Annotated in this window: 16 protein-coding genes; 8 read left to right on the top strand and 8 right to left on the bottom strand. The window is 72.2% G+C overall.

What is annotated here, in order from left to right; translation table 11 throughout:
* Positions 1–170 precede the first annotated feature (170 nt).
* Positions 171–1,343, top strand: coding sequence for an LLM class flavin-dependent oxidoreductase (locus ACFV9G_RS06220; RefSeq protein WP_378725879.1), 1,173 nt, complete (start codon positions 171–173; stop codon positions 1,341–1,343).
* Positions 1,340–1,828: a flavin reductase family protein gene (locus tag ACFV9G_RS06215; RefSeq protein WP_378725876.1), complete on the top strand. Its 489-nt coding sequence runs from the start codon at positions 1,340–1,342 to the stop codon at positions 1,826–1,828. Before ACFV9G_RS06220 ends, ACFV9G_RS06215 begins: the two co-directional genes overlap by 4 nt.
* 192 nt (positions 1,829–2,020) lie before the next feature.
* Here ACFV9G_RS06215 and ACFV9G_RS06210 read toward each other — a convergent pair whose 3' ends face one another.
* Positions 2,021–3,592, bottom strand: a complete 1,572-nt coding sequence (locus ACFV9G_RS06210; RefSeq protein WP_378725874.1) for an FAD-dependent oxidoreductase — start codon at positions 3,590–3,592, stop codon at positions 2,021–2,023.
* 73 nt (positions 3,593–3,665) lie between these two features.
* On the opposite strand from ACFV9G_RS06210, the gene ACFV9G_RS06205 reads away from it, so the two are divergent.
* The 6 genes from ACFV9G_RS06205 (at position 3,666) to ykgO (ending at position 6,274) form a co-directional block, all read left to right on the top strand.
* A complete protein-coding gene (locus ACFV9G_RS06205) occupies positions 3,666–4,223 on the top strand; it encodes a helix-turn-helix domain-containing protein (RefSeq protein ID WP_378725872.1) in 558 nt (185 codons plus the stop codon).
* A gap of 80 nt (positions 4,224–4,303) precedes the next feature.
* Complete coding sequence (locus ACFV9G_RS06200) at positions 4,304–4,564, top strand: type B 50S ribosomal protein L31 (protein WP_378725870.1); 261 nt, start codon at positions 4,304–4,306, stop codon at positions 4,562–4,564.
* Entirely contained in the window at positions 4,564–5,682 is a 1,119-nt protein-coding gene (locus ACFV9G_RS06195) for a GTP-binding protein (RefSeq protein ID WP_378725868.1), read from the top strand. The genes ACFV9G_RS06200 and ACFV9G_RS06195 overlap by 1 nt, the downstream gene beginning before the upstream one ends.
* 36 nt (positions 5,683–5,718) lie before the next feature.
* Complete coding sequence (gene rpmF / locus ACFV9G_RS06190) at positions 5,719–5,895, top strand: 50S ribosomal protein L32 (protein ID WP_378725866.1); 177 nt, start codon at positions 5,719–5,721, stop codon at positions 5,893–5,895.
* 14 nt (positions 5,896–5,909) lie between these two features.
* Complete coding sequence (gene rpsR / locus ACFV9G_RS06185) at positions 5,910–6,146, top strand: 30S ribosomal protein S18 (RefSeq protein ID WP_141793231.1); 237 nt, start codon at positions 5,910–5,912, stop codon at positions 6,144–6,146.
* Between the two features lie 5 nt (positions 6,147–6,151).
* Positions 6,152–6,274 carry a type B 50S ribosomal protein L36 gene (ykgO, locus tag ACFV9G_RS06180; protein ID WP_045547214.1) on the top strand — a complete coding sequence of 41 codons (123 nt, stop codon included), beginning with the start codon at positions 6,152–6,154 and terminating at the stop codon, positions 6,272–6,274.
* Between the two features lie 101 nt (positions 6,275–6,375).
* On the opposite strand, the gene ACFV9G_RS06175 is transcribed toward ykgO, so the two are convergent.
* From ACFV9G_RS06175 to ACFV9G_RS06145, 7 genes are read right to left on the bottom strand one after another with little or no spacing between them, the layout of a single operon-like run.
* Complete coding sequence (locus ACFV9G_RS06175; RefSeq protein WP_269210638.1) at positions 6,376–6,687, bottom strand: HU family DNA-binding protein; 312 nt, start codon at positions 6,685–6,687, stop codon at positions 6,376–6,378.
* A gap of 50 nt (positions 6,688–6,737) precedes the next feature.
* On the bottom strand, positions 6,738–8,432 hold the full coding sequence (locus tag ACFV9G_RS06170) for an ATP-binding cassette domain-containing protein (protein ID WP_378725862.1): 1,695 nt from the start codon (positions 8,430–8,432) through the stop codon (positions 6,738–6,740).
* Positions 8,429–10,087 carry an ABC transporter ATP-binding protein/permease gene (locus ACFV9G_RS06165; RefSeq protein ID WP_378725861.1) on the bottom strand — a complete coding sequence of 553 codons (1,659 nt, stop codon included), beginning with the start codon at positions 10,085–10,087 and terminating at the stop codon, positions 8,429–8,431. The genes ACFV9G_RS06170 and ACFV9G_RS06165 overlap by 4 nt, the downstream gene beginning before the upstream one ends.
* A complete protein-coding gene (locus tag ACFV9G_RS06160; protein ID WP_378725859.1) occupies positions 10,084–11,085 on the bottom strand; it encodes a hypothetical protein in 1,002 nt (333 codons plus the stop codon). The genes ACFV9G_RS06165 and ACFV9G_RS06160 overlap by 4 nt, the downstream gene beginning before the upstream one ends.
* Before the next feature lie 13 nt (positions 11,086–11,098).
* Complete coding sequence (locus ACFV9G_RS06155) at positions 11,099–12,502, bottom strand: YcaO-like family protein (RefSeq protein ID WP_378725857.1); 1,404 nt, start codon at positions 12,500–12,502, stop codon at positions 11,099–11,101.
* Positions 12,499–13,479, bottom strand: coding sequence for a CocE/NonD family hydrolase (locus ACFV9G_RS06150; RefSeq protein ID WP_378725855.1), 981 nt, complete (start codon positions 13,477–13,479; stop codon positions 12,499–12,501). Before ACFV9G_RS06150 ends, ACFV9G_RS06155 begins: the two co-directional genes overlap by 4 nt.
* On the bottom strand, positions 13,476–14,252 hold the full coding sequence (locus ACFV9G_RS06145; protein WP_378725852.1) for a hypothetical protein: 777 nt from the start codon (positions 14,250–14,252) through the stop codon (positions 13,476–13,478). The genes ACFV9G_RS06150 and ACFV9G_RS06145 overlap by 4 nt, the downstream gene beginning before the upstream one ends.
* Positions 14,253–14,392 lie beyond the last annotated feature (140 nt).

Raw genomic sequence — 14,392 nt, 5'->3', positions numbered from 1 at the left:
GGGCTCCGACAGAGTCTGCAAGGTGTAGCCAACGGCTGACGCCTCGGGCATTGTCCAACTTTGGGGACTGGTCGACTGAAAGCGTTCTTTCCTACCGTCGAAGGACATGTGGTGCACGCCACATCTCAACCAATTCCGGGGTCCTTCGGACCTCGACGGGAGGCAACTTCATGAACCGTCTGCGCTTCGGCTACTTCATGGCTCCGTTCCACGCACCGGGCCGCAACCCCGCAGCAGCGCTCGAACGTGACCTGGCACTCGTAGAGCACCTCGACGAGCTCGGCTACGACGAGGCCTGGTTCGGCGAGCACCACTCCGCCGGCACCGAGATCATCGCCTCGCCCGAGATCATGATCGCCGCCGCTGCCCAGCGGGCGCCGCGTATCCGGTTCGGCACCGGCGTGACGTCGCTGTCCTACCACAACCCGCTCTGGGCCGCTGACCGCATCATGATGCTCGATCACCTCACCCGTGGCCGCACCATCTTCGGGGTCGGCCCCGGCTCGCTGCCCACGGATTCTGCGATGATCGGCCTCAATCCGACTGACACGCGCGAGCTGCTCGCGGAGAACCTCGACATCGTGATTCGACTCCTGCGCGGCGAGACCGTCGACGCCAAGACCCGAACCCACGAGCTCATCAACGCTCGCCTGCAGCTGGCCCCTTACACCCCGGGCGGCGTCGACATCACCGTCGCCGCCGTGGCCTCACCCACGGGCCCCCGCCTCGCAGGCACCCACGGGGTCGGCCTGCTGTGCATCGGCGCCACCCTGTCTCCGGACGGGTTCGATGCCCTTGCCCACCACTGGAACGTTCTGGAGGAGCGTGCCGCGGCGAACGGCAAGAGCGTCGACCGCGGTCAGTGGACCCTGGCTGGCCCATTCCACATCGCAGAGACCGAGGAGGAGGCCCGCGCTCAGGTGCGGTATGGAATCGAGCACTGGTTCAACTACTTCCAGCACGTCGCCGCGTTCCCCCAGATGGCGGTCTCCGGGTCTCACATCGACGAGATGATCGACTTCATCAACGCCGCTGGCATCGGTGTCATCGGCACGCCCGAGCAGGCACGCGCACAGGTCCAGCGCCTATGGGACCAGAGCAACGGCGGGTTCGGCTGCATGCTGCTCCTGGGCCACGACTGGGCCAATCCGCAAGACACACGCCGCTCCTGCGAGCTCATCGCTCAGGAAGTCATGCCCCATTTCCAGGGCCAAGCACAGTCCACCCTGGACGCAGCTGCGTACGCCGAGTCGGTCCGGGCGGGCCACGCCGACGCCCAGATGCAGGCGGTCGACAAGATGACGCTGCAGTACCAGGCCGAGCTCGCGGCGGCGCAGTCATGAAGACCTACGACGACGCGGTGACAAGCTTCCGCGAGGGCATGGCACATCTGTGCACCCCGGTCAGCGTTATCACAGCCTTCGACGGCGACCGGCCCCACGGCACCACCGTCAGCGCCATCATGTCGCTGTCGATGCACCCGCCGATGGTCGCCGTAGCGCTGGACCGCAACTCCCAGCTGCTCGATGTCATCCAGCGAAGCCACCGGTTCGGCGTCAACATCCTTGCCGGGGGCCAGAGCGACCTGGGCGTGACCTTCGCCCGCAAGGGCGACGACAAGTTCGCTGATGTGGACTGGAACCTCGAGGACCAGTTGCCGCGTCTCGCGGGCGCCACCGGATGGCTGGCCTGCTACGTCGCCCAGGTCGACGAAGGAGGCGACCACCTCCTCCTGCAGGGAGCTGTGCTCAACACAGCCACCGAGGTGAGCTCGCCGCTGACCTATTTCGCTCGCAGCTTCGGCACGCACAAACCTTGCGCAAGCTGAGTTCTGCATGTCGCGTAGGCGGCACCGCGCCGGGCCTGGCAGGGTCTCGCGCGGTGCCGCCTGCCCGTTCCGGAGGTCCGAGGGACGGGGCCAGAGGCTCGACAACCCCGGCGTAGCACGCCCAGATGGTTGCCTGCGACCACAGTCGTGACGTACGCCAAGCCGACGGATTCCCGATTGAGCGAAGTCGAGTCAGCGGCGGCGGAGCAGGACGACGGAGTCCTCGAGGGTGGCGGGCTCGCCCGACGGGCTGGTGACGGGGCGGTCCCGGTGCTCGAGGACGACCGTCTCCCAGGCGTCCTCGGGCAGGTCGAGCGCCTCCAGCTCCTCCTTGGCGTCGAGGAAGCGGTGCTCGTGCGCGGAGGCGTCGGCCCACGACGGCGCGGCGGCGTGAGAGGTGAGGAGCAGGTGGCCGCCCACGTTCACGAGCCCGGCCGCCCGGCGCAGGATGTCGGTGCGGGGCAGGTCGACGGGGGAGTGGAAGAAGCTCGCGGTGACCAGGTCGTAACCCTCGCCGAGCGCGGACGGCGAGGAGAGGTCGGAGACGAGGAACCGAGCCTGCTCGTCGGTGAGCCCGGCCGCGCGCGCGGCCTCGCGTCCACGAGCGACGGCGTTCTCGGAGATGTCGATGCCGGTCGCCCGCCAGCCCTGCCGCGCCAGCCAGATGACGTCGGCACCCTCGCCGGAGCCCAGGTCGAGTGCCGTCCCGGGCTCGAGGCCGGCGGCGACGTCACCGAGCACCGTGTTGACCTTGCCGGACCAGATCCGGTCACTGCCGGCGTACTTCTCCTGCCAGAAGTCCACCGGGGCGGGCCCGGCGACGGCGCGGTCGAAGTCGTCGGTGACCAGGGTCATGTTCACGACGCTGCCGGCCATGGTGCCGGCGCTCATGCTGATCGGGACGTTGGCCATCGGGTTGGAGACGTTGCCGACCGCCCAGATCCGGTCGCTGCTGGTCTTGCCGGTCGCGTCGACGGCGAGGAAGCTGCCGACGGGCGTCTCGGTGCGATCGAGGCCGAGGTGGGTCAGGAAGCCGTCGTGCGGGCGGAGGGTGCCGGCGGTGAAGATGGCGCCGACCTCCGTGGTCAGCCCGTCCGCGGTGCGCACCGCGGTGACCTGGTCACCGTCACCGAGAACCTCGGTGACAGGCGAGGCCACGAGGGTGATCCCGCGCGACAGCAGCCGCTGCTCGTCGGCCTCCTCCAGCGGACCGAGCCCCGCCGTGAAGACGACGACGTCGTCGCTCCACTGCCGGATCAGCTGCGCCTGGTGCATCCCGAGCGGTGAGGTGGTCAGCACGCCGATCCGCCGCTCGCGCACCTCCCAGCCGTGGCAGTAGGGGCAGTGCAGGACGGTGGCGCCCCAGCGCTCGGCCAGGCCCGGGATGTCGGGAAGCTCGTCGGTGACGCCCGTCGCCACGATCGCGGCCCGGCCGGTGAGCCGCTCGCCGTCGTCCAGCAGGAGGCTCACGCCCTTCCCGTCCCCGTCCTCGTGCTCGGTCTCGTCGAGGCGGGCGACGCGGCCGGGCCGGATCTCCACGTCGTACGCAGCCAGCTCCTCGCGTCCCTTGGACAACAGCTCCGCGGGGTCGATGCCCTCGTGGCCGAGGACACCGTGCATGTGCGCCGCGAAGCGGTTGCGGGGAAATCCGGAGTCGATCACGAGGGTCCGGCGGCGGGAGCGGCCGAGCATGAGGGCCGCGGAGAGGCCGGCGGCGCCACCGCCGATGACGATCACGTCGAAGTGTTCTGTGTGTGCGTTCATGTCATCCAGTTCAGTGGCACAATGAAAGAACGGCAAGGGTTCTTGCTGAAATGGCAAATGGGAGATGGAGCACATGATCGACGAGCTCAAGCAGGTCGGACCCCGGATCCGGGCGATCCGGCACAGCAAGGGCTGGACCCTGGATCAGCTGGCCGCGATGGCCGAGATGTCGCCGAGCACCCTGTCCCGGCTCGAGTCGGGCAAGCGGCAGGCGAGCCTGGAGCTGCTCATCCCGCTGACCCGACACCTCGGCGTGGGGCTCGACAGCCTGGTCACACCCTCGGTCCCGGATCCGCGGGTGCGCCGGCCGGTGATCCACAAGGACGGCATGGTGATCGCGCCGCTGACTCCGGAGGGCTCGCCGGTCAGCACCTTCAAGATCACCTACGAGCCGGTGACCGAGGTGCCGGAGCCGCGGGTCCATGACGGCTACGAGTGGCTCTACGTCATCTCCGGCAAGCTGCGGCTGCTGCTGGGCGACCGCGATCTGGTGCTGACCCGCGGCGAGGCGGCCGAGTTCGACACCCGGGTGCCCCACGCCATCTTCGCGACCGGGTCACGCCCGGCGCAGGTGCTGAGCATCTTCAACAGTGACGGCGTACGCATGCACACCCATACCGCCGAGGAGTGATGTTGGCCTCGATGTGGGCACAGGGGACTCGTTGTGAGTAAGATGAGAACCGTTATCATTAATGACAACGGGAGGTCCCCATGAAGCAAGGCATCCACCCTGCCTCCGGGCCGGTCGTCTTCCGCGACCGCTCGGCGGACAAGCTCTTCCTGATGCGGTCGACGCTCTTCGAGCGTCTCGCCGACGACCACGAGCGGATCACCTGGGAGAACGGCGAGACCTACCCGGTCGTCGACGTCGACGTCTCCAGCGCCAGCCACCCGTTCTGGACGGGACGCGGCCGGGTAGTCGACACAGAGGGACGAGTCGAGCGGTTCAAGCGCCGCTACGGGCGCGGCTGATGAGCGCGCCTCGTCCGCGGTCGCCCCGCAACCTGTCCAGCCCCAAGGTGCCGGTGATCCTGGTGAGCGGGGTCGAGGAGGGCGCGATGCTCTCGGCGACCATCTCGCTCCACCTCGGCCTTCCGGACGCGGTCATGGTGCGTCACGTCATCGACCCCGGGCGCCAGCTCCTCACCCGCGTCGTCAGCGACCTCACCGGCGTGATCGAGCACGAGGAGATCAACCTCGCCCACGCCTGCGTGGCCTGCGCGATCCGTGAGGACATCGTGCCGACGCTCGAACGCCTGGCGGCTCGAGGTCGCTGGGGGAGCATCGTGGCCTGCCTGCCGGTCGCCGCGGAGGCGGTCCAGGTCTGCCGGGTGCTCGCCTGGGCGCCGCGGATGGCCCCGCACATCGGCATCTCCGCCGTCGTCGCGGCGCTCGAGGGTACGACGGTCGCCGAGGACCTGCTCGGTCCCGACCTCCTCGACGAGCGCGGGCTGGCGACCTCCGAGGACGACCGTCGTGGCGTCGCCGAGGTCGGCAGCGCGATCGTCGAGTACGCCGACGTCGTCTGCATCACCGAGGCTCCCGAGCCCGAGGAGCGGTCGCTGGTGGCGACCCTGGCCAGGCCCGGTACGCCGGTGGTGACCGACCCCTCGCTCCTCGATGCCGTCGGTCTGGTCGCCGGCGTGCACCGCCACCACGCGGTGGAGGCCTGGGTCGCGGAGGTGCGCCGCAACGCGCTGCCGCCGCTGCCCGAGGGCGGTGCCTGGCGGCTCGACCTGTGCTCGGAGCGCCCGATCCACCCGGTCCGGTTCCAGGAGGAGCTGGAGCTCCTCGGCGGCGGCCCGCGCCGCTCGCGCGGCTGCTTCTGGGTGCCGACCCGCCCCGACGACATCTGCGTCTGGGACGGCGCCGGCGGCCAGGCGAGCGTCGGCTCGACCCAGAAGTGGGGTCGCACCGAGCGGCTCACCCGGATCGTCGTGATCGGCATCGACGACGAGGCCACGGAGATCCCGCGTGCCTTCGAGCGCGCCCTGCTCACCGACCAGGAGATCGCCCGGCGCGGCCAGATCTGGGAGGAGTCCTGGGACGGGCTCGAGGACTGGCTCGGTCCCATCGGCCGGGCCGCCTGATCTCGACCCGCATCAACCCACGAGAAGGAGGCCGCCATGGCCGTACCCAAGCGCAAGATGTCGCGCAGCAACACCCGCCACCGCCGCTCGAGCTGGAAGGCGACCCCGGTCGCGCTCGTGCCGGTGACGGTCGACGGACAGACCTACGACGTGCCCCGTCGCCTGGTCCGTGCGGTCCAGCGTGGCTACGTCGACCCTGCCACGATCCGCTGAGAGGAACGCTCCCCATGCCGAAACGACCACCGTCCCCCGTCCGCAAGCGGCGCAAGCCGTTGCTGGCCCCGGACGTGACCTACGTCGACTACAAGGACGTGCAGCTGCTGCGTACGTTCATCTCCGACCGCGGCAAGATCCGCTCCCGCCGCGTCACCGGAATCACCCCGCAGCAGCAGCGAGCCGTCACCAAGGCGATCAAGAACGCCCGCGAGGTCGCGCTGCTGCCCTACACGAGCACGAAGGGATAGGCCCCATGAAGGTCGTCAACTCCATCCGGTCGCTGAAGAACCAGCCCGGCTCCCAGGTCGTACGCCGCCGCGGCCGGGTCTACGTGATCAACAAGCTGAACCCGCGCCTCAAGGCTCGCCAGGGCTGACCCCGACTCGGCGTGGATTGCCGGGGCAGTTGCGCCGGGTCGGGGAAATAGACGAAGGGCCGGATCGAGGATCGATCCGGCCCTTCGTGGTGTCCAGGGACTCAGCCCTTGGCGACCCGCTCCTTGAATGCGGAGCCGGCCTTGAACGCCGGGCCCTTCGAGGCCGGGATCTTGATCTCTGCGCCGGTCTGCGGGTTACGGCCGGTGCGAGCCGAGCGCTCGCGCGACTCGAACGTACCGAAGCCGGGCAGCGTGACCTTGTCGCCGTCAGCGACGGCTGCGCTGATCGCCTCGATGGCGGCACCCAGGGCGGCGGAGGCCTGCGTCTGGGTGATCTCGGCCTGCTTGGCGATTTCGCTCACCAGGTCGGTGCGGTTCATGCGATCTCCTTTAATCGTTGATCCGAGCCGCAAAGGTTGACGAGATGCGGCTCGTCGCCAGCGTAGGCCAGACCTGGGGATCTTCAACGTTCACGCGCCGCGTGTCCCGCGTGGTTACGGGCTCTGCGGGCCTTCTTGGTGCCCTCGGAGGCCTCTCGCGAGGTGATGTCGACGACACGATCCATGGCGGCGAGGGTCTGGTGGCGATGGGAGACCACCAGCATCGTGGCCGGGACGGTGCCGAGCAGGTCGGTGACCAACCGGGCGGAGGCTTCGTCGAGGTCTGCCGTCGGCTCGTCCAGGATCAGGATCCGTGGACGGTGCAGGACGGCGCGCGCCAGCCGGAGCCGCGCCCGCTGGCCGCCGCTGAGGCGGAGGCCGCCCTCGCCGATGTGGCTCCCCGGCGTGACCGTGCCCGCGAGCCCGAGGCGGGCGAGCAGGTCCTCGATCTCGGCGTCAGTCGTCGACGGAGCGGCGATGGCGTCCCGCACGGTGCCGGTGAAGAGCGCGCCGTCCTGCTCGACGGTGGCCAGTGCGGCTCGCAGCTCGTTGTCGTCGACGGCCGAGATCGCCACCTCGCTCGTGGTCGAGCCCGTCAGGGCGACGGTGCCGCTGTCCGGGTCCCAGAGCCGGCTGGCGAGCGCCACCACGGTGGACTTGCCGGCTCCGGACGCCCCGCGGAGGCCGACGTGCTCACCGGGAGCAATCCTCAGGCTGAACCCGTCGAGCACCCGGCGGCCGTCGTACCCGAAGCCCACCTCGCTCATCATGAGGCCGAGCGGTCCCTCGGGCAGAGCGGCCGGCGGGGTGTCGCGGGTGAGCGCGGCCGGGCGGGCGAGCTCCTCGCCGACCCGGGTGGCGGCAGCACGCAGGGCGGGCAGCCGGGCGCAGGTGGCGGCGGCGTCGGCGACCGGTGAGACCGTCGCCAGCGCGAGGACGATCAGGGCGGCGACGTGCTCGGCGGCGACGCCACGGCCGATGACGCCGACCAGCACGCCCACGCCGACGAGCGTCACAGCGGCCTCCCGGGCACCGGCGAGGACGCGATGGGTGGTCTCGAGCCTGCCCGCCGCCCGGGCGGCCGCGGCGCCGGTCTCCCTGATCTGACGGCGCACCGGTCCGTGGATGCCGTAGCCCAGGACTTCGCGGAGGCCGCCGAGCACGTCGACGGCACGGTCGGAGAGGGCGCCGGTCGCCTCGACCATCTCGCCTCCGAGCGCCTCCAGGCGGTGCCGACCGAGCGGAACGGTCGAGAGCACGAGCGTGAGCCCGGTGAGGGTGACGAGCGCGAGCCGCGGCTCCACGACGGCGAGGAGGATCAGGCCGAGGAGCGCGTTGACCGCCGCAGCCACGAGCTGGGCCACGGTGTGGGCGTAGAAGAACTCCAGACGCTCGGTGTCGCTCATCGCGGTCGACGCGGCCCGGCCGACGTTCTCGCGACGCTTGGTCGGCAGCGCGACCGCATAGCGGTCGAAGAGCGCCATCCGCAGCCGGGCGAGCACCCGGAACGCGAGCGCGTGGGAGGCGTCCATCTCGCCCCAGGTCAACGCTGCCCGGAGCGCCACGAGCCCGGCCAGCAGTGCCCAGAACCAGTCCGAGGGCGCGCTGTGGTGTACGACGGCGTGGCCGACGGCGGCGGCGAGCAGCACCGAGATCGCCCCCAGACACACCTGGCTGACGACCACGAGCACGATGGTGGCGGCGATCGCGCGGCGCTCGCCGCCCAGGTGGCCGAGCAGACTGCTGAAGGGCCGCACGGAGGTGGTCATGGCGGTCATACCTGGCTCCTGTCGAGCAGCGGGGTGAGCCGCCCGTCGGCGAGCTCGAGCACGCGCTCGACCCCGTCGAGAGACTCCTCACGGTGGGCGACCACGACCACGATGCGGTCGGTCGAGAGCCGTGCGAGCGTGGCGGTGACGGTGCGTGCCGAGGCCGGGTCGAGGGCGCTGGTCGGCTCGTCGGCGAGCAGGACCGGCCGATCCGAGAGGACGGCCCGGGCCAGCGCGATCCGCTGGCGCTGACCGCCGGACAGGCTCGCTCCGGCGCTGGCGATCGGGGTGTCGAGGCCGGCGGGTAGGCGTCGTACCTCCTCCTCGATGCCGGCCGCCGCGCACGCCTCCCACAGATCTGTGTCGCTCGCGTCCGGACGGGAGACGCGGAGGTTCTCGCGGACGGTTCCCTCGAAGAGCACCGGCCGCTGCGAGACCACCGCGACGTCGGACGTCCGCACCGGCCGGTCGTCGAGGAGGACACGGCCGCCGGCGGGGGAGAGGTAGGTGAGGACGAGGTCGAGGAGGGTGGTCTTCCCGGCGCCGCTCGGGCCGACGACGGCGGTGACCGCGCCGGGCTCGAAGGCGGCGCTGACGCCGTCGAGGATGGCCGGCCCGTCGGGGTAGGCGAACGAGACGTCGTCGAGGACGAGCGCGGCTCCTGGCGATGGCTGCCGGGCGTCCTCCGCCGGGCCGCTCGTCGCTGTGCCGTGGCCCCGGCCGACGCCGAGTCTTTGCAGCGCGGGGACGGCGGAGGTGCCGAGGTAGCCCGCATGCCAGGCGCCGGCGAGGTCCCGGATGGGCCGGAAGACCTCGCTGACGAGCATGAGTGCCAGGTAGAGCTCGGTCGGCGGTACCCCGCTCCCGTTCACGCTGGCCACGACGGCGAGACCGGCGGCGGCGACGGTGCCACCCTGGACGGCGAGGTCGATGAGCGCGGTGTCGAGCAGCGACGTACGCATCACCCGCACCGTCGCGCGGTGCAGGTCCTCGCTTCGCTGTGCCATCCGGGCACGGGTCGTCCCGACCTGGCCGAGCAGGCGCAGCGTCGACATCCCACGGAGGGCCTCGAGCAGGTCGGAACCCAGGCCCTCGTAGGTGTCCCAGTGGTCGTCCGAGCGCCGGCGCATGAGCCGCTTCCACAACAACGGAGCCAGCAGCGCGGCGGCGGCAGCCAGGCCGGCAGCGAGACCGGTGATCGGGTGGACGAGGACCAGCAGGACGGTCACGAGCGGGATCAGCACGAGGGCCTGGGCCAACGCGGGCAGGTAGCGGGTGACGTACGCGTCGACCCTGTCGACCCCGTCGACGAGCGCCGTGCGGAGACCGCCGTCGCGCCGGCCGGGGTCGTGCAGGGCCTCCGGCACCAGGACGCCGCGCAGAGCCTCGTCGCGCACCCCGAGGCGTACGTCCTCGCCCAGTCGTGCCGCGGCGCGCGCCTGCACCCACGACAGGAGCCAGCGTGCGGCGACGATCCCCGCGATCCACAGCGCCGCCGCCACCGCGCGGTCCTCGTCGCCGTCGACCACCGCGAACAGTCCCTGCGCCAGGGCATAGGCCTGCGGGAGGTAGGTGGCGGTCACCAGGACTTGCAGCCCGACGGTCGTCGCGGCGGGTCCGGGATGTCGCAGCGCGGTGCGCAGCAGCAGCGTGTCGACCATCATCCGTCGGCTCCGTTCTCGAGGATGGCGAGGGCATGGACCAGCGGCGGTGAGCCGGCCGGGGGCGTGCAGAACCCGGAGACGCCGCGGACTCCGTGGCCTCGGGCGTTCAGGGAGTAGGTGTGCCGGGCGGCCTCGCGGTGGAGCTGCCACAGCCGGGCGTAGCCGCCCGCATCCAGACCTGCGGGGCGTGCCCAGCCGAGGACCCGGTCGGCCCCGAGCACCCAGGACTGGCCGCTCTGCCGGGCCACCTCGGCGACGTCCTGGGAGGCCGTGCCCTGAAAGCGGCGGCGCTGCTGGAAGAGTTCGGGTGCCGGGCTGCGCCGAGACGAGATCGCGGCAGAGGCGACCTCGTCGAGGTACGGCGCGAGGGGCAGCCGGATGCGGGCCAGGGCGATCTCGGGCACCAGGCCGCGCTCGAGCCACCACGCGGTCTGGGCGGCGCGAGGCAGATCGAGGGCGCGCCGGACGGCGGCGAGATCGGACCAGTCCGCGGGCAGGTGGGCGTCGGGGATCAGCAGCAGCAGCGCCTCGAGCGCGTACGCCGCGTCGGCGACCCACAACGGCCAGGCCCGGTGACGGTAACGGCCGAAGGTGCGTCCGGGCTGGACCGTGAGAACGACCTCGACGGGGCCGGGACGGGCAGGGACTCGGGGCTCGAGGCGGCGGACGAACTGCTCGGACGCCGGCAGGTAGACGTAGCGTCCGGGTCCGAGGTGGCCGCCGTGGCCAGGAGGCACCACCAGGTGCCACTGCACCGGATAGGCAGCGCCTGCCGAGGGGACGGCGCGGCGCGGGACCGACGTCAGCGTCCCGTCAGGGCGCGGATGGTGGCCGCGCGCCCGCCACAGCCGGTGGACGGCCGTCGCCGGGGCGCCTCCGACCTCGACGGGATCGACGGGCTCGCCGGGCCAGAGGTTCGCGCGCGGCCCGGGAGGCAGCGGTGCGCCCGGAGGGTCCGGGGAGAAGGCGCTCTCGAGGATCGCCCGGCTCGAAATCATGGTCGGCTCCTGGTCACATGTGGGGCGGAGGGCACATCGTCAGCGGCTCGCCGGGGTCGGCCGGGGTCCAGCCCCGTCGCCGCGCGGCCTCGCCGAAGCGCGGCATCCCGAGGTAGCGGAACGCGGCGGGGGCGTTCGGCACCAGGCCGGTGACGAACGTGCGTACGACCCGCAGCGGCGTCTGTGCCACGTCGCGCGTGGTGAGGTCGCGGGTGATGACCCGGTGACCGCCCTCATGCAGCCGGCGGCGCACCTCGGGGATGTCGGTGGCCGGCACCTCGGAGACGGGCACGGTGCCGAGGGACGGTGCGGTGAACCGCTCGGCGAGGCGGTGCACCCGGGGATCGAGCCATACCTGGACATGGGCGCCGAGGTCGCGGACGTTCGCGAAGTCCGGCCCGGCGGCGTCGAGGTAGCGGCGGTCCTCGCGGTGGTCGAGGTAGAGGCCGGGAGCCATCAGTCCGGCGCGTACGGCCTGGAAGACCCAGCCGTCGGCGTCGCGGCAGCCGAGGGTGTAGATCCAGGTGTGGACCGCCTCGAGAACGGCCTTGCGCACGGCCCGCAACGGGTCGGTGGATGCCGAGAAGCCCGCCGCGTAGACCCCCGTCTCCCGGTCGCGCACGAGCGCGGCCATGGCCGGGGCCAGGTCGGTGGGCATCTGGACGACGTGGACGTCCAGGGGCGCTCCGTCCAGGTCCGCGCTCAGGCCCGGGACGGACGCGGTGTCGATGCCGCGAGCCGGTCCGTCGTGGTGCCACCACACCTCGAGGGCGTCGCGCTCGAGGACCTCGAGAAGCCCGCGGTCGTGGGCATCGGCTGCGCCCTGCCCGGTGGCGATGCCTGCGTAGTTGAGGTGGAAGACGCGGTCCAGGTGGGCGAACCGGCGCTGGCGCCAGTTGAGGCCGACCAGGGCGTGCGGCATCCACACGTCGGCCGCATCCTCGGTGTAGCCGGAGACCGGCTGCTCGCGGCAGCGGCTCCACAGCGTCGGCACCTGGACGTCGAGCGCGCGATAGGGGAAGTCCGGGCGGGCGAGCTGTTCTGCGCTCCAACACGGAAGATCATCGAGGTCGATGACAGGTTGGCCCTGGCCCCGCAGCTCGTCCGCGGTTCCGAGGCGGAACTCGGCCGGGTCGAGCCCGTCCGGGATGAAGTTTCCGCAGTAGCGCTCGACCCCCTCCGCGATCGCTGCGATCCGGGCCCCGGCGACGTCGCCGAAGGTGGTGCCGAGCGAGACCCGGTCGGCCGGCCAGTCGCCGAGCCAGCGTGCGTCGGAGACCTCGGCGGTCAGCGAGGTGTAGCGCCATGGCGCCCGCTCGGGACGCAGCACCTCGCGCACCCGCCGGATCAGCCCGGTCTCCTCGTCCACCAGCCGCTCGATGTCCAGCGGCGGCATCGCTGTGGGTGACTCGGTCATGCGTGTCCTCTCTCGGTTGCCGGCGCTGTCGTGGTGACCGTTGGCCGCTCGGACCAGGCCCGGGAGGAGGCATCGAGCCGAAGCTCCTGGCCGGGTGCGGGCTCGTCCTCGGTGAGCCAGCGCAGGATGGTGCGGCCGGGGGAGCCGGCAGCGTCGTACGCCGCCCGGAGCGAGGGGTCCGTGGTGCCGAGGTCGTGGCCCCAGGGGCCGCTGACCAGGGCGCTCTCCGCCCCGCTGCGGGCGCCCCACCCGACGGCCAGCCGGCGGGCGTACGCGTCGAACGGGTCGGCGTCGCCGGTGACCACCAGGAGCGGCGCGGTGGCATCGCCGAAGTGATCGGCCAGGTCGAGTGCCGGGGTGGTCCAGAGCTCGCCGAAGGCGTCCAGGCGCGTCGACTCCCAGCCGAGACCGGCCGCGGCAGCCATCGGGCCCTCGCGATCCGCGACGGCGGTCGCGGCCCGGAGGACCTCGGGTGCCAGCGCCGGCTCGGCTCGGCGGCCGAAGCCGTGGATCGTCCACCAGCCGAGCCGGTCCAGGTGCTGTGGGGTCCCATCGACGGCGTAGGCGGTCTCGTGGGCGCCGAGGGCCGGCACCAGGGCGACCACCCGGCTCACCCTGCGGTCGGCACGCGCGGTCTCGAGTGCGGTGTGGGCGGCGTAGGAGGCGCCGTAGGCCACCACGGGGGTTCGCGGGCAGCGCTGATGCAGGGCGTCGACGGTGTCGAGGCCGTCGACGGCCTCGGCGGCGTAGGGCCGCCAGGTGCCGCCTGAGGTGTAGCGGCCGCGTACGTCCTGGACCAGGCAGTCGAAGCCGCGACGGGCCAGCGACCGGGCCAGCGGCAGGTGGGCGTTGGCGTCGTACGGCGTGCGTACGAGCACCACGGCCTGGGTGGCGCCGACCGAGCGGGCCAGCCAGCCGCCGAGGACCACGCCGTCGCGGGTGCTGACCGGGAAGGGAACGACCTCGGGGTCGGTCACCGGGCGGGTCCCTGCGGGCGCGGCGCCGGTTCGTCGAACCCGAGGACCGTGTGGGTACGTTCGCGCAGACCGTCCCCGATGACGCGCAGCAGGCGCCGGTGCTCGGCGACGGCGGGATCCTCGGCCGCCCAGTCCTCCAGGATCGACAGGCAGCGCGCGACCGTGAGCGTCAGGGTCGCCCGGGCCAGCGGCCGTGGATCGCGGCGGCTGCTCGAGAGCCAGGAGGAGAGCTCGGGGGCGGCGGCGGAGGCGGCCAGCCGACGGCGGCTGACCTGGTCGGGGGTGGCCTCGCTGCCGTCGACGGCGAGTGGGAAGATCAGCATCCGGCTGCCCTCGCGCCGGCCGCGCAGCAGCACCGTTCCGCCGCCGATGAGCTGCCCCGGGGGTTCGCCGGGCTCGGAGCGCTGCGGAGCCTCGCGTACGTCCACGACGGCATCGGCACGCGGAGGCTGCTCGCTCCCGGTGTCGCGACTGACGTCGGCACCCGAGCGCGCCAGCTCGGCGGCCAGTGCGCGGCTGAGCCGGTCGCGGCCGAGGACGAGCACGCTGCGCCGACCCTCTGGCCACCGTGAGGCGCGGACCCGCTCCTCGCGTTCGAGCGCGGCGCGGCGTACGCGCAGGAGGTAGCGGTAGGTCGGGATCCGGCCGGGGCCGGGCAGGTCGTGCAGCCGGAGGAAGCCGCCGGAGCCGGTACGCAGCGCCGGCATGTCGGGGGAGAGGCGGACCTCGCCGCGGGCGGCGGGGAGTGGACGCCAGTCGTGTCTGGGATACATCGGGTCTCCTGACTGCTCGGTGGTCGATGGTGGGGCAGGGCCGGGGGGGGCCGGGGCGGCCGCCCCCCCCCCCCCCCCACAGGGCGGGGGGCGCACGCCCCCAACCCCCGCGGGTCGCACCCCCGCGGGCGCACGAGCAT

Origin of the sequence: Nocardioides sp. NPDC059952 (assembly GCF_042730435.1) — a bacterium.
Classification (GTDB): Bacteria; Actinomycetota; Actinomycetes; order Propionibacteriales; family Nocardioidaceae; genus Nocardioides.
The sequence above is the reverse complement of the archived record's forward strand: the minus strand, read 5'-3'. Positions and strand labels throughout refer to the sequence as shown.

Coding starts and splice junctions, on each gene's coding strand:
- ACFV9G_RS06145 (WP_378725852.1), bottom strand. CDS start 14,252: ATGTATCCCAGACACGACTGGCGTCCACTCCCCGCCGCCCGCGGCGAG.
- ACFV9G_RS06195 (WP_378725868.1), top strand. CDS start 4,564: ATGAGCGCGCCTCGTCCGCGGTCGCCCCGCAACCTGTCCAGCCCCAAG.
- ACFV9G_RS06160 (WP_378725859.1), bottom strand. CDS start 11,085: ATGATTTCGAGCCGGGCGATCCTCGAGAGCGCCTTCTCCCCGGACCCT.
- ACFV9G_RS06155 (WP_378725857.1), bottom strand. CDS start 12,502: ATGACCGAGTCACCCACAGCGATGCCGCCGCTGGACATCGAGCGGCTG.
- ykgO (WP_045547214.1), top strand. CDS start 6,152: ATGAAGGTCGTCAACTCCATCCGGTCGCTGAAGAACCAGCCCGGCTCC.
- ACFV9G_RS06170 (WP_378725862.1), bottom strand. CDS start 8,432: ATGACCGCCATGACCACCTCCGTGCGGCCCTTCAGCAGTCTGCTCGGC.
- ACFV9G_RS06205 (WP_378725872.1), top strand. CDS start 3,666: ATGATCGACGAGCTCAAGCAGGTCGGACCCCGGATCCGGGCGATCCGG.
- ACFV9G_RS06200 (WP_378725870.1), top strand. CDS start 4,304: ATGAAGCAAGGCATCCACCCTGCCTCCGGGCCGGTCGTCTTCCGCGAC.
- rpsR (WP_141793231.1), top strand. CDS start 5,910: ATGCCGAAACGACCACCGTCCCCCGTCCGCAAGCGGCGCAAGCCGTTG.
- rpmF (WP_378725866.1), top strand. CDS start 5,719: ATGGCCGTACCCAAGCGCAAGATGTCGCGCAGCAACACCCGCCACCGC.
- ACFV9G_RS06220 (WP_378725879.1), top strand. CDS start 171: ATGAACCGTCTGCGCTTCGGCTACTTCATGGCTCCGTTCCACGCACCG.
- ACFV9G_RS06215 (WP_378725876.1), top strand. CDS start 1,340: ATGAAGACCTACGACGACGCGGTGACAAGCTTCCGCGAGGGCATGGCA.
- ACFV9G_RS06210 (WP_378725874.1), bottom strand. CDS start 3,592: ATGAACGCACACACAGAACACTTCGACGTGATCGTCATCGGCGGTGGC.
- ACFV9G_RS06165 (WP_378725861.1), bottom strand. CDS start 10,087: ATGATGGTCGACACGCTGCTGCTGCGCACCGCGCTGCGACATCCCGGA.